Origin of the sequence: Bacillus sp. RB3, assembly GCF_030164735.1 — a bacterium.
Lineage (GTDB): Bacteria > Bacillota > Bacilli > Bacillales > Bacillaceae_G > Bacillus_A > Bacillus_A cereus.
This window is the reverse complement of record NZ_JASNGE010000023.1, coordinates 12,660-27,140: the sequence shown is the minus strand read 5'-3', so window position 1 is coordinate 27,140 and position 14,481 is coordinate 12,660. Positions and strand designations below refer to the sequence as shown.

The following is a 14,481-nucleotide window of genomic DNA, read 5'->3' as shown; positions in this document are numbered from 1 at the left end:
GATTATGTTTAACGATTCGCTTATCGAAAATAACAACCTTATTATTTCTTTACGGGGTCCCACCAGCTGATTTGATTTGGGTATCTTGGTTTTTAAAAAAGGCACTTGAAAGAGGGCTTTTATAATTTCTCAATAACTGAAACTACTTAATGCAGTAAAATAATAATTGGATTGGCGCCCAATTCTATATTAAGAAGGTTCAAATCGCAAGAAGACACCTTTGGTGCCTTTTCTTTATACAATTTTATAATGTATTATAGATGTTTTATAGTGCTTGAGCGTGATATTATTCAAGTTTTTTCGTAGAGAATGCGTAAATACAAACAAAACCAGTAATACATCTTTTCTGTGCCGTACTGGTTTTGTTTAAGATCATCTTAAATTGTAGCTAGTTCACCGAGATTGCAAATTCCGATTTCGGTGCCCCAGCGAATACGATTGTTCCGTTCTTCGGCAGTTTCACCTTGTTATTGCCACTCACGATGGTAAAGTTGACGCAAACTCCCTTCTCATCATACACCGCAAACGAACCTTTTGACGGCAACGTCACGGTAATCATTTTCTCTGTTGCCGCTTGCGGGATTGTAAACCATTTCGCATGCCCATTTTCTCCCAACGTAACTTTGGATGATTGGCCTATATCAATCGGTTTTACATTAGATTCACTTACGTATAATAACCCAGCCATCTCCATATATTCATTTTCACCTTCTGTATAGAAGTTCGTTTCCGTCGTATCACGGCCATTCATCACGGGAATTTGGAGTTGATGCGTTGCGGTATTCGGACCTGTAATTTTTCTACCATCCCAATAGCCTGCTGGGCCTTTCTTGCGATTAATTTGTGTAGTAAGAAGTTTTGGTTGAACGAGATATTGAATGGAACTAAATTTCTCGTTTACAAGATAGAACTTGACACCTTCCCTCTTTGCCCATGCAGCAGCGGTTTTCTTCGATAGCACGTTGTCTTCTAGTTTCTCAGCTAAATAGTGGGTCATCACACTTTGCCCTAAACCTGGATGCGATTTATATGCGCTCTCCTTCAAATAAGTTCTTCCATTCTTCTCGGTTACGAAGTTGAGCTTGGAGGTACCCTCCTCATTAATAAAACTTCCATCAGCAGTATATACATATTTTTCTTCTCGATTAGATGGTAAGAACAGTTCTCCGTTGTTCGTAATTTCAATTTTAAAATGGGTTTCGCTATTGCCATAAAATCCTGCTTTCTTTGCTACGCCCTGAGGCATTTTGACTTTGACCGGCTTGCCAAAGGATTTGTTTGGCTTGATGTCCTTAATAATACCTTTTTCTTTAAGTCTGGCGAGTAACAATTCAGTTGCCATTAGTTGATTTATAGAGCTCCGTCCACCAGATGACAATACAGCCGCTGCTATTTTCTGTTCTGGTAGCACGACTAATATAGCATGTTGCAATGCCGTATCACCGCCCTTGGCCAAAGCTTTAATCCCATATTCACTGAATGGGTATAGGTTCACACTATCCCAGCCAAGACCATAGTTAAAAATATTATCTCCAGTCCCCGGCCACATTCCTTTTTTATATTCCTCTTGCTCCATTTCCTTGACCACCTTATCAGAGAGGATCCCTTTTCCCTGCCCCATAAATAATTGTGAGAATTGCACCATATCTTCTGCCGTAGAAGAAATGCCTCCCGTACCAATTACATTCACCGATTCACTTGGAAGTTGTCCTTGGTACGCCGGAAAATATAGTCCAGCCCGATTTTCATCCCTCCATTTGTCCCGCGGCGTTTTCGTATGATTCATCTTTAAAGGCCCTGTAAAGCTTTGATGTAAAAATTCAGTAAAACTCATACCACTAACTCTTTCCACCAAAATTTCGGCCAGCGTAAAACCATCGTTACAGTATACCGAGAAAGCACCAGGGTCCGCCTTCAAGTTCTGATTGGATAATTGCTGCAACAAGGCATCATGGGCATAGGTATCATTATCGAAAAATAAAAATGCATTACCTAACGTAGAACCTTGCAAGCCAGAGGAGTGATTCAATAACATTCGCGGTGTAATGCGCTTGTACCGACTGTCTTTCATCTTAAAATCAGGAATATAACGGGCAACGGGAGCATCCAAATCAACTTTTCCTTCGTCGACCAATTTCATTACAGCCGCTGTTGCATACATTTTACTGACTGAACCAATCCCATATAGAGTATCTTTGGTTAGCTGCTGTCTCCCTTCCATATCGTTCTTGCCAGTCTGACCCGACAAAATAAGTTTTCCATTATCAATTAGCGCATACTGCACGCTATTCGCTCCATGGGACTTTGTAAGTAGCTCCGCCTTTTCTGCTGCAATCTTCTTCAGTTCCTGACTAGCTAATTCTTCACCAGCTACAATTGTAGTCTCACTTTCAGAAAATGCTTTCGCTCCTGTTGGTAGAATCATATTTACCGCTAATGCAGTGGCTAACACACCAGTTAGCTTATTTTTCATCACGGAATTACCTCCTTAGATAAGTGACCGTTTTCATCATTTGTTTGTTCCACTATGAAAATATGATAAATTTTATCCATTCTCCCCTTTGACCTACTTGCTAAATTCAGCAAGTAAAATATTTTTAAAAGGATCAGGACTATCAGCTTTAATACTGTTTAAATTGACGGCCAATGTATGCTTGCCTCCAAGTGTGCCCCCAGCAAAAGTTAAAAAGCCAGGAATGGTTCCTCCATGCCCCCATATCGATTCACCGTTTGAAAGCTTCATTTTAAAAATTCCAAGCCCGGAATCACCAAGTTCATCTACTCCTGTAGGGACTGTTGTAAGCATTTGCTTTAGTTGCTGTTCTTTTAGTAATTTCCCCCCAAGTAAGTAAGAAAAGAATTTGTTTAAATCATCAGCTGTTGAAATCATATCACCGGCAGAGCTCCCCATACTTGGGTTATAATAAGTAACATCTTTTGGCTCACTTGCTCTGTCTAATTGGATATATCCACGGGCATGCTTGGTTCCTGGAATCACACTTGAATTCCCAGGTAAGAATGTATTCGATAATTCAAGTGGTTCAATAATACGTTTTTCAATCTCTTCCGCATAACTGCTCCCAGTTATTTTTTCAATTAGGATCCCTAGTAATACGTATCCTGTATTTGAATACGACCAGCTCTTTCCTGGAGCAAAATCTGGAGGCATGGATATTCCCATCTTTACTAATTCTTCAGGAGTATAGGATCTTTTTGTATCCATCATATTAAAATCCTTTGACCTTGTGTAATTGGCGATACCACTTGTGTGATTCAATAATTGCCGGATAGTAATCTGTTTATCATCATATCCATTTCCTTGAATGACACCAGGTAACCATTTTTCAATAGAATCGTCTAAATTCAAGCGGCTTTCTCCTGCTAATTGAAGTACAACTGTTGCAGTGAACGTTTTTGTCACGCTGCCAATTCGAAAACGAAAATCTGTTTTCATTGGTTTCTTAGTATTCAGATCTGCTACCCCAGCTGCATGACTCCATGTTTTTCCACCCTCAAAAGTTTTAACAAGTATCCCTGGATATCCAAGTTGCAATGTATCCCCCATTGCCTCTTTGACAGAATTACGATTCCTTTGACTGCTTTTTTGTAACGAATTAGATACATTTTGAATAGACTCTGCTTTTACAATTGAGGTTGGAGTTGTATATAGCAGGGAACCTCCAGTTATTAAAAGGGCTAAACCTGTAAATGTAATTTGACGGTGCTTTTTCATCAAAATATTCCTCTCCCTATTTATATCGTATAGATGTATTTTGCTGTTTTTCAACTAATCACACAGCTTACATCTTACCCAAAGACAAAAGAGCGCTATTGAATTTGTAATCATTCTTATGCCCATTATTTCACAAACAAATTTCTGACCTGAAAATGGCCTATCCTTTTTTACATGTATGTTAATCTTTGTAATGTCTCTTTTCTTCCATACAAGTCTTATTAATTGATTTGTTTTTTCATATAAATTTACAGTATTTGTTCCTCCTCTCACTCTTCTATACATTTTAATCATACACAATGAAAATCTCTTTTTTCTTACCTCTTCCTTACAAATTCCTTACGTTCAAAATAACTTTCATAAAACAAAGAAACTGGAATTTTTGGAAATGAAATGAAATTCAAATACATCTAATATATGATAAAATTACATATATACATAAATACATTTACATTTTTATATGATAGTGTTATCATATAATTAACCAAGAAGTATCCAACAAATTATTATTAATCACTACATTTTCTTTCAGAATAAGTCAACTTATAAAAAGACACTATATTATACATAGTGTCTTTTTATATGCTCTAATATTAATTGAACATAAATGGGTTTATATACAATTGAACGCTTCACGCTCCTTGAGGAAGGAGCCTCCTTAACTAAAATGATAAAAAATACTAACAATCTTATTGTTTATTTACAGCTTATTACGTCAATAAAGAAGATAAAGTGTTTGTTGTTTCCATTCCTAAAAATCTTAATTTTTAAATAAAAAAGAAAAACACTCCCGAGAGTGCTTTTCTTTTTTACAAATATCAACTATACTGTTTTTACTAGGAGTTGATTTTAGAATATGATCTCCTAGGCTTAGATAATACTTTTTATTTAATAAACCGCAAAATTGGCTGATTTTGTGGTTTATTTTTATGGGCGATAAAATTTAACATGGCCACCATCACGATCGAACCAACCTCTAAATGCCCAGTTAATCCATCCACCATCACCTTTATTCGTGAATTCCCCATCCTCAAATACCCAAATTCCAAAAGTGATTCCATCATATACTGTTGTTCCAAAGAATTTAACACCGTTAAAACGATCCTCATAGTTTTGGTTTAAGTTAAAAACCATAACATTATAACGTTGACCTGCAGAATAAAATGTTGATTCCATTACACCTTTTACAAATCCTGAACGATTAGTTTGACTATTAATAGCATTCCTAATCAAATTAGCGATACCTAATACATCTATACTTACATCTAAATTCGCACTAGCTTTCGCTGCATTTGGTAACTTAGACTCTACAAAATTAGTAGGTAATTCAGTAGATAGGTTAGTAGGAATATTAGTTTTAGCAGGAGAGACCTCAGCTGCACTTGCATCTGTTGGTGCAAATGCTCCCACCCCTCCTAAACCGATAGTTCCGGCTAACGCAATGTTCACTAACTTTTTCATTTTTTTCATAAAAAAACCTCCTTTAAATTTTTTATAAGGTATTAATCCTTACACCTCAAAGTATATATTCCTTATACAGAAGAGGCAAATGATTTAATTGAAAAGAAAATAAAGTTTTAATAGTCTAAAAATTAATAAGTATGCAAATAAAACTATTATAAATGCATATAAACAACTAAATTTAATAGATATATACATTAAAAAGAATAAAAAACCATTAACTGAATTTTTTGCAAATAAATGAAAAAACTTTTATTTGTTTTAGTGCCTTAGATTCTTGTGGAAGAAATACTTTCATTGTGTACAACGAGGTAGAGTCACATCGCTATCAAGCTAAAAGGTTATACAAAAACTCACAGAGAAATATACTAGAGCATTTGATGAAAAAAAGAGCCCTCATAAGTTGCGTCATACATACGCAACTTATCATTATAATGAAAATAAAGATTTGGTTCTGTTGGAAAATCAAATGGGGAATAATTCGATGGAAACTACATCTCTTTATACGAATATTGATGATACTAAACTTCGAGCTACAATTGAGCGTTTAGAACAATGTCAATTAGAAGAAAGTGATGAAATTGATACATGACATGAATTATCTCTCTAAGGGATAAGAATTTAATATGTTAATCTATCTCTTTTATAAAATCCATTGTATTTTATAAAAGAGATACAGTGGCTTTTTATGTATTTGATAAAGAGAAGTGCATATTCTCTGTTCGTTAAATAAGAATTTAACGAACACTTGGGTGATGATAGTTACCCCCTTCCCCCATCTTGTACTGTTGTTGTACAAAGACATGAAACTCTAAACTTTCATTTTTGGGACTTGATTGGGACAAGAAAATCCAAACTAAAATTTTATAGATTTACAGAACTAAATACATGTAATCTTGTGTGGGCGTATAAAATATTACGTTACTTTTATTTATAAAGAAAAGACATCCTTAGATGCCTTTCTACTCTGTAACAAATTTAAATACATAGTACATAAAAAATAGACAAGATAGAGATGCTAGTCTACCAGCAATCGATTCTCTCATAAATTTCATAAGTATGACTTTGATAAGCAATGCTAAGAATAACGGTATAAACAGTACCATAGCAAGTTTGATCGCTATGTCATTCACTATTGGATTAAATGGTTCAAAATTAATTATAATATTCACTTACCCTTCTATAATCATTTTATTTATATAATTTAATTATATAAATAAACCCAATGCAAAGATACTATAAGATTCCTTCCTCCAACTGAAGCACCTTAATTTTAATCGGTTCTGGTGCAAATATAGAACACATTTCAATGAACAATTAAGATTCCTACTGGAATTGTTCTTTTTTATCATATGTATGGCTTTTACTCCTATATGATATTACCCTATATAACAAAAAAGCACCGCTATGGATGCTTTAGCCTACATATTCTTCAATTTTACTAAAGATGCCATCGATAGCAGGTACTACGCATGAACACGCTAAAATTGCAGAAATAAGTTTAACAAAAAACATGCTTACAGTCATATTAACACCCCCTGATTTAATAATAAGCAGAAAACATTACATAAATCTTAAAAACATGTTATATTAATATTAATTTTTATTACAAAGATAAAAACGTTCATTAAAAATCTTGTTTTAATACAGCAACAAATCATTTATACTTTTCATTTCTTCAATGAAGTCTTCATGTCTTGAAAATAAACAAGATGTGTTATTATCTTCTTCTGAAACTAATTCTTTAAGCTCGCCTAGAGTTTCTTGTCTTATGTTCAAAAGTTTAAACCAATATACAAATTACAATTTTCGTATTACCTCCTCCTATACACCATTAAAACCCTCATTTTTAAGTGGGATAATATCTCTTTTCTATAAAGCGAACAATTTCTATTAATTCATAGTATGATATTGCATTTAGCTATTAAGATCGACATGCTCATAAATCTTTTTTATCCAAATTTAATAAATCGCTACCAGGATAGTCAATTTAACTAGATTATTCTATTTGAAGCACCAACACTTATAGAAGTGTTTGGTATTGGGATGCTTTTGATGGAGCTGCAATACCGAAGTTTCCGCCAATTAAAAATTCATAATTTAAAAAAGGAGGTACCGCCTTTTTTTTATTGTAAAATGTGAAAAATCTGTATAAATAAAAGCAGCCGAAAATGTAATTTAATAATTTTTCGGCTGCTTTCTTAAATTATAAGGTAATATCAATATATCTTGCATTTTGAGGGTTTTTTTTTAGTTGAAATTCTAAAAACCCCCCATTATATGCTGCTTTATCATTATTATAATCAATAACATAACTTAGTTTTTTAAATGCTATACCATTATTAGCTATCCACTGTGTAATTTTATCTGCACCGGTACTGATTGTAAAATCGGATTTAGATAATTTTTTTTTGCGAGTTAAATAATGTTCTATTGCACCAGCTTTTAAGTCAGATATACTCAACAAATCTAAGAACAAAGTATCTTCTTGCTTTGGGAATGGTTTTCCATAACCTATAGTGTCATATTTTGCATTATTAAAACTGTATATAGCATTTCGGATAAGTCTAGCAATGTTTTGGTGTTTGCTTTCAGTTGCGATTGTTGAGTCTTGATCGGACATCCAGAATATTTTTTTTCCATAAGGCACAAGTAAATGAACTAAATAAGAGATTAAGTGAGTAATTCGATATACTTTTTCTGCTACATCGGGTTTAAATGTACCATAGCCTTTTTCTTCTAGGATTTTTGCAATTAATTTCTTTGACTGCTTTTCGTTAATGTCAGCTAATGAGTGAATTTCCTTGTCCACTACTAAAGTAAATGCTATACCATTTACTAAATTATTAATATTATCTAGGTACTCTCCCAGTGAACGATTAATAGGGCCGTATTTTAAGTCTTTAAAAGCAATTTCTTTTATTGGTTTATCTAACTGATGTTTTTCTCGTATCTTCTTCATAGTATCTTGGAAAACATCGAGTCGATTGTAGTCCACGAGTGTAATTGTATACGTGAGATACTTGCTATCTTTCGACTCTCCACCATAATCCGTAAAGATTGCCACTGTTTCGCAATCTTTAAAATTAGGCAGTATTAATTCCCCTCTAGATAATCTAGACATCAATCCGTCATTTAATGCCTTATAAAGAAGAGGGAGATTTTCTCCTTCATTTAAAATCGGAATTACAGGCAGGTGAATTTCTTTTTTTGGTAATAATAGTGATTGTGCATATCGCTGTATATCTTTCTCGATTTTTAAGGTCTTTTTCCTCTTCATATTTTGCAACCCCTCGCTTAATTGATATTTAGATTAACTGTTTTAATTCATCTTATTAGTAATTGTAAGTAACAGAAAAAAGTATAATCTGACTTTAAATTTTCCACTAATATATTATTGATGAATAGATTAGTATATCTAAATTTGAATCATTTAAATGCACTTTTATATATTAATACTAACATATATATTATATATACAATGTATGTGTTTTGTATGAACTTATGATATATTTCCTAGGAAGTTTTCCTAGGATAATTTACACACATAACACATATAACTTCTATTACGTTTAGTATATAGTGTTAGATAAAAGCAGCTAAGTTTTGTAATTTACTCCATATACACTTTGAAAGAGATCATGACCGCTTATTTATTGACGAAATAATAAAAACGTGGTATGTTTACTGTAAATTATATATATATTGAATGTATATCCAATATATATTCAGTATAGTACTTAACTGAATTGCATAAACTAAAAAGACAGGATGCTGGAAACATCCCGTCCAATATGTAACTGCCGCTGTAAGGTGGTTGGTTGCAAGTTTTTAGTTATTTTCTTTTTGAACCACCTTTTGTCTTGCCGGACGCGGTGGTTCTTTTACGTTTATTATTACTTTTAACTAACTTATTTGCATAAGCAGTTGCATAAGTTGTTACGAATACTGTTATGAATAGCTTCGTAGCATCTTGTAATAATTGAAGTAAAAAATCCATATCGGTTACACCTCCTTTCCCTCTTTAATTAAGAGAAAGAAAGGGTGCAACCTCCCACCGCACGTCTTCAGTTACTATCTACATTATATCATAACCCCTACTGCATTAAGATATTATTAAATTAATCCTTTTAATTTTAATAGTAGCTTTAAATTTGAAAAAGAGGTTTCTTAGTATGTAGACTAATATCAAATATTAGTTAGTTTACTATAATATAAATATGTATATTTAAAGTTTTTCTTTTTCGTAATTTATTTTCTATGTTTTATATCAAATTACTTTCTTCTATTGAAAGCCTCCCATACTATTAAGTAAACAACACCTTATTTTCCAAAAATATCAATATTATAGATTGTGAAACTTTTTCTCTTATAATCAGTTCCTTTTTTGTAATAACAGCAATTTTTGACTGAACAAAAAAACGACCTCTCAAATTCGCTTGTAAACGTCATTGTCGTTTCAGGTAATGCAATTAGACCTGATAACTTATAAATCTCTTGAAAACAAAAATATACCCCTTATAACGTTTTTTGTTTTTTTAGGGGTATATTTTCTCTGGAATTTCTATTCTTCTATGTCTTCTTTTACTTCTGCGGATAAAATGTCTTCAGCAAACTTCTTGTAGCCATTATACCCTTTCTTTTCGGCCTTTTTCTTTATTGCTTCTAATACCTTTTCATCAAGGTATAGACTTAAATGCTGCTTTTTTTCTTTCGACTCTTCTTTTGATCTATTTTCAATTCTTTCTTTGAAAATTTCCAAATCGGATTTTAAGTATAATCGTTCAGTAGATTTCCCTTTAGCAATCTCTTTAAAGGGCAATATCTCATCTTTAGCCGCATTATGAACGTAAGTCTTAAACTTATTTAGAAATTCAGTCGCCTCTTTTAATGTAAAAGAGGCTTTGTATAATTCCTCTAACTTTTTTACGTCTTCTTGCTCAAAACGATATCCGCCATCTGCTTTCCAGGTAGCCAGATTGATAGGTTCGATCTGTTTATACTTAATTAAATAGCCTAATTGATTTTTTTATACCTACCCTATCGCATACCTTTTCTAAAGATAAAGTGTTCTTTTTTAATTAGGGAGGAATAACAGTGTATGACTATCCTATCTTACCGAATAGAATCCTCTTCTGTGTTGATTTACGTAGCTTTTACGCTTCTGTAAGTTGCATCAAAATGGGGTAAAATCCTATGTATATAAAATTGGTAGTAGTCGGTGATGTAAATAGAAACGGTTCAATCGTTCTAGCTGCCACTCCACCATTACAAGCATTGAATGTAAAGAAGATGGCCCGATTATACGAGATTCCTCGCAGAAAAGACATTCTTGTTGTAAATCTGATTATGGGAACATACATTAAATGCTCTGATTACATAACAAAGCTAGCTTTGCAGTACGTTCCTATTGAGGATTTTTACCAATATTCTATCGACGAATTCTTCATGGATATTACGGATAGTATTCATTTATTTGCTAAGAATCCCTATAAGTTTGCGTTGAAATTTAAACGTGAAATGATTTAGGAATAACACAAAGTAACCCGTCAAATCTTAACAATTGAAAAAAATAACGAATTGAAAACATGCTAGTATGTTCCTTATTGTCTGAAGAAGAAATAATGATTACCTATCATGAGGACGGTTATACACGCTCTAATTATATGACTGTTTTCAATATTAACCCGTCAAATAGTGCTGTCATATGTACCAATGTTTTTTATATAAGTTGACACTGCAATTTTCAAATATAATAGATTTGAGTGATCACGTTTGAATTGTTATTAAATAAAGGGCACCATTCTAATTAGAACGATGCCCTTTATTATTGTAAGCACTATTACCTATTGGGTTAATTTTTCGATTGTAGGCATAACAGCAATTGGTGGTAATGATGCAGTCCACCCAACTGCATATACGTTTAATTTTTCACCTAATTTGTAGTTTTCACTATCTGAAACAGGAACCCTTAAAATTTTGTTTTGGGAAACTAGATCCCACCAATCATGTTGATAAGTAAGTGCTTCATCTTTTGTAGGAGTAGCAGCAACCACTAAATAATTGTTATCTATTGAAATGACATATCCAGTAAAAGGTTCTTGTTCTTGGTTTTGAATAGAATGAACAGGAGTATTGTTTGCGGAAATCTTAGTAGAATCTGCAAAGGCTGGTGTTAATCCAAAAGTAAATCCACATCCTAATGTTAAAGCTGTTACCGTTGTTACTAATTTTTGTTTTTTGTTAAACATCATATATATCCCCCTTATATTTTATCCCTACACTATCCACATTCCATTTACATACATATAAAGCCTTTTAATATTAAGATATTTAATAAATTTGTCACATAAATTACATTAATGGTAATATTACCTATTAATAGGAGTTGTTTTATGTTATAATTCACTAGGTGAACTATTATTGTTCCTTTCATCACTTGATGAATGTATGCCCTTCCTTAATTGTAAATATGTTTGATTTTGTTGGTGGAGAGGGAGATATCCCTCTTCTTTTTTTGTTTTTTTATGAATAAAAATTAACCATATCATTGTTATATTCATATAAAAAGGAGTCTCAGCAGATCGCTATCAAAATAAAGTTATGAAGTACCCCCATTATGAAAAGTTTATATCTTTGCAAATTTTATTTTTTCGCAGCTAAAAGACAAATAAAAAAGGTCCTTAACAATTTATTAAGGACTGCGGAATAAAACCGCGATTTGGGTTAAAACCCAATCAGTTTGTAGAAAATAAATTGCGTTTATGATAGCAATTGTATTCCCAAAAGCAATGTTTCAAGTGAATTTTAACATACCTGTAACTACATTGGTATCAATAAAATATGGATTGGATTACAAATAGTGGTTTCGAATATTAGAAAAAGTTTAAAAGTTAATTACTTTTCAGGAAGAGAAATCCTTAAGAGGAACTTGTAGAGATAAATTTTTAGAGGAAGTATCCATAGCAGATGCTTTTTTCATTGTTGTATAAAATTTATATATTAAATGAGAGATTTATTAAATAGAAAACTAAAAAACTCTATAATCCCCACACATTAATTCATAACTAAAAATGTTTTAACAAATGATTGTTTAATTTTTCTACAACTGTTCTTTTCATCACATAGGTAAAGTAAATTAATTATATTTAGTTGTAATATGAAATTCTTTTTCTTATAGTTAATTAACTTTAAATATATATCATTCTTAAAGAATGATATATTCTTCTCTATTTACCTATACCTATATTTTTATAATTTATCATTTTAGCCAAGAAGACTCCTTCCTTAAGGAACGCAAAGTGAGTACGTGGGAGATTCATGTCAGTTGGCATAGGCCAACATGTTTGCTATCATTTACTTGTACAGATTGCTCTTCGAAAACTGAGGATATGAGGTTGGTTGCAGAAAAACGTTGCAACCGTAAAATCTTCAACGTTCTATCGCCCCACACTTACTGAAGTTGCGAAAACCAAGATAAAGTAGGTAGTATGGTGAATCATTAATAGGATTGTCCCTTGTTTTAACAAATGAGTTTTTGTAAATAATATGTTTGTTAAAAAATTAATTAAGGGGGACTTGTATGCCACAGGATCGAAAAGTAAAAGTTCAAAAGGATGCATATGAAAAAAAAGAGATTATGCCAGATAATTCACAATCTCTACCGCGTCACATGCAAAAAGAGCTACCTCAAGAATTTTCTGTAAATCCTCTGTTTGCCCGCGAAGGAGAATCCGTCGTTCCGCGCTTTCATATTCCTGATAAAGGTATGTTACCAGAAACAGCGTATCAAATCGTCCATGATGAAATTGCTCTCGATGGAAACGCCCGCCTGAATCTTGCAACATTCGTTAGCACATGGATGGAGCCTGCCGCAGAGCAATTATATGCAAAATCATTCAACAAGAACATGATTGACAAGGACGAATATCCACAGACAGCTGAAATTGAGGAGCGGTGTGTCCGCATCTTAGCCAACCTCTGGCATTCGCCCAGCCCCCTTACGACTATGGGCGTTTCAACAACTGGATCGTCGGAAGCATGTATGCTCGGTGGACTTGCTTTAAAGCGACGCTGGCAAAATGCACGTAAAAAAGAAGGGAAGCCAGTGGATCGTCCCAATATTGTGTTTAGTTCGGCTGTTCAGGTCGTTTGGGAAAAATTCGCGAATTATTGGGAGGTTGAACCACGCTATGTGAAGGTTAGCCCAGAACATCCCCAATTGGATCCTCAGGGAGTCCTCGCGGCCGTGGATGAAAATACGATTGGTGTGGTACCGATTCTTGGTGAAACTTATACCGGTCTTTACGAACCGGTTGCCGCAATTGCGAAAGCTTTGGATGATTTACAGGCGAGGACGGGTCTTGACATTCCCATGCATGTGGATGCAGCTTCGGGAGGATTTATAGCACCGTTTCTTCAACCAGATTTAGTCTGGGATTTTCAATTACCGAGGGTGAAGTCCATCAATGTATCCGGACATAAATATGGATTAGTCTATCCTGGATTGGGTTGGATAATTTGGCGGGAAGCTGAAGATCTCCCTGAGGATCTAATCTTCCGTGTCTCCTATTTAGGCGGGAACATGCCGACCTTTGCCCTGAATTTCTCTCGTCCTGGTGCACAAGTGCTCCTACAATATTACAATTACCTGCGTTTAGGAAAAAGTGGGTACTATGATGTACATAGGACTTCCCAGAAAGTCGCTCTTTTTCTTAGCAAAGCCATTCAGAAGATGGAAGCGTTCGAACTTTTGTCCGATGGTTCGGAAATTCCGGTTTTCGCCTGGCGACTGAAAGAAGGTTACACATCAAATTGGAATCTTTATGATTTATCTCGACAATTGCGTGTGTTCGGCTGGCAAGTACCTGCCTACCCATTGCCTCCAGATATGGAAGCGGTGACGATTATGCGCGTTGTGGTTCGAAATGGATTTTCCATGGATCTTGCCCATTTATTTTTGAGGAACCTCAAACAGACCGTTGCCTTTCTGGATTCCCTGGACGGACCTATGCCACATGATACGAAATGTAATAATGGGTTTCATCACTAAATGAAAAAAGCCTAATTTCTTCATATTAAATAGAGAAGTTAGGCTTTTTAATATTGAAATTTCTTTAACGCTGGAAATCCGCATTTTCTTGATACTAGCCTATGCCCATCAAGCTAACCCCCTGGAATTTCATTAACAGATTTTTCTTCTTACTACCATACAGAAATTGTCCCTTATCTCTTGCTAGTACTTTTTCTATGCATAATATTATAATAGTCACCTAATTACATATGAA

General features: G+C 33.8%; 8 protein-coding genes and 4 pseudogenes. 4 read left to right on the top strand and 8 right to left on the bottom strand.

What is annotated here, in order from left to right; all coding sequences use genetic code 11:
- Positions 1 to 388: 388 nt before the first annotated feature.
- The 3 genes from QO049_RS22790 to QO049_RS30990 all read right to left on the bottom strand — a co-directional run bounded on the left by QO049_RS22790 (position 389) and on the right by QO049_RS30990 (position 5,203).
- Positions 389 to 2,473, bottom strand: coding sequence for a serine hydrolase domain-containing protein (locus QO049_RS22790; protein ID WP_284489522.1), 2,085 nt, complete (start codon positions 2,471 to 2,473; stop codon positions 389 to 391).
- Between the two features lie 93 nt (positions 2,474 to 2,566).
- Positions 2,567 to 3,733 carry a serine hydrolase domain-containing protein gene (locus tag QO049_RS22785; protein WP_284489521.1) on the bottom strand — a complete coding sequence of 389 codons (1,167 nt, stop codon included), beginning with the start codon at positions 3,731 to 3,733 and terminating at the stop codon, positions 2,567 to 2,569.
- Positions 3,734 to 4,660: 927 nt separating this feature from the next.
- Complete coding sequence (locus QO049_RS30990) at positions 4,661 to 5,203, bottom strand: stress protein (RefSeq protein ID WP_284489509.1); 543 nt, start codon at positions 5,201 to 5,203, stop codon at positions 4,661 to 4,663.
- Between the two features lie 334 nt (positions 5,204 to 5,537).
- On the opposite strand from QO049_RS30990, the pseudogene QO049_RS22775 reads away from it, so the two are divergent.
- Positions 5,538 to 5,786 (top strand): annotated as a pseudogene (locus QO049_RS22775) (tyrosine-type recombinase/integrase); the annotation flags it as partial.
- Positions 5,787 to 6,156: 370 nt separating this feature from the next.
- Here the strand turns inward: QO049_RS22775 and QO049_RS22770 are convergent.
- From QO049_RS22770 to QO049_RS22755, 4 genes and pseudogenes are all read right to left on the bottom strand, one after another.
- The gene (locus QO049_RS22770; RefSeq protein ID WP_246963302.1) at positions 6,157 to 6,366 is read right to left on the bottom strand and encodes a hypothetical protein; all 210 of its coding nucleotides are present in this window, start codon (positions 6,364 to 6,366) and stop codon (positions 6,157 to 6,159) included.
- A gap of 1,034 nt (positions 6,367 to 7,400) precedes the next feature.
- A complete protein-coding gene (locus QO049_RS22765) occupies positions 7,401 to 8,474 on the bottom strand; it encodes a hypothetical protein (RefSeq protein WP_098292829.1) in 1,074 nt (357 codons plus the stop codon).
- Positions 8,475 to 9,029: 555 nt separating this feature from the next.
- Entirely contained in the window at positions 9,030 to 9,194 is a 165-nt protein-coding gene (locus tag QO049_RS22760) for a hypothetical protein (RefSeq protein WP_000346798.1), read from the bottom strand.
- A 564-nt stretch (positions 9,195 to 9,758) separates the two neighbouring features.
- Positions 9,759 to 10,227 (bottom strand): annotated as a pseudogene (locus QO049_RS22755) (helix-turn-helix domain-containing protein).
- Positions 10,228 to 10,291: 64 nt separating this feature from the next.
- Between QO049_RS22755 and QO049_RS22750 the strand changes: the two are divergent.
- Both QO049_RS22750 and QO049_RS22745 read left to right on the top strand, forming a co-directional pair.
- A pseudogene (locus tag QO049_RS22750) lies at positions 10,292 to 10,717 on the top strand (Y-family DNA polymerase); the annotation flags it as partial.
- A gap of 12 nt (positions 10,718 to 10,729) precedes the next feature.
- Positions 10,730 to 10,973 (top strand): annotated as a pseudogene (locus QO049_RS22745) (YolD-like family protein); the annotation flags it as partial.
- 67 nt (positions 10,974 to 11,040) lie between these two features.
- On the opposite strand, the gene QO049_RS22740 reads toward QO049_RS22745, so the two are convergent.
- Positions 11,041 to 11,445 (bottom strand): DUF3221 domain-containing protein, encoded by a 405-nt coding sequence (locus QO049_RS22740; RefSeq protein ID WP_000482308.1) that lies wholly within the window; start codon positions 11,443 to 11,445, stop codon positions 11,041 to 11,043.
- A 1,331-nt stretch (positions 11,446 to 12,776) separates the two neighbouring features.
- Here QO049_RS22740 and gad point away from each other — a divergent pair.
- Entirely contained in the window at positions 12,777 to 14,246 is a 1,470-nt protein-coding gene (gene gad / locus QO049_RS22735) for a glutamate decarboxylase (RefSeq protein WP_284489508.1), read from the top strand.
- The last annotated feature ends 235 nt before the right edge of the window (positions 14,247 to 14,481 follow it).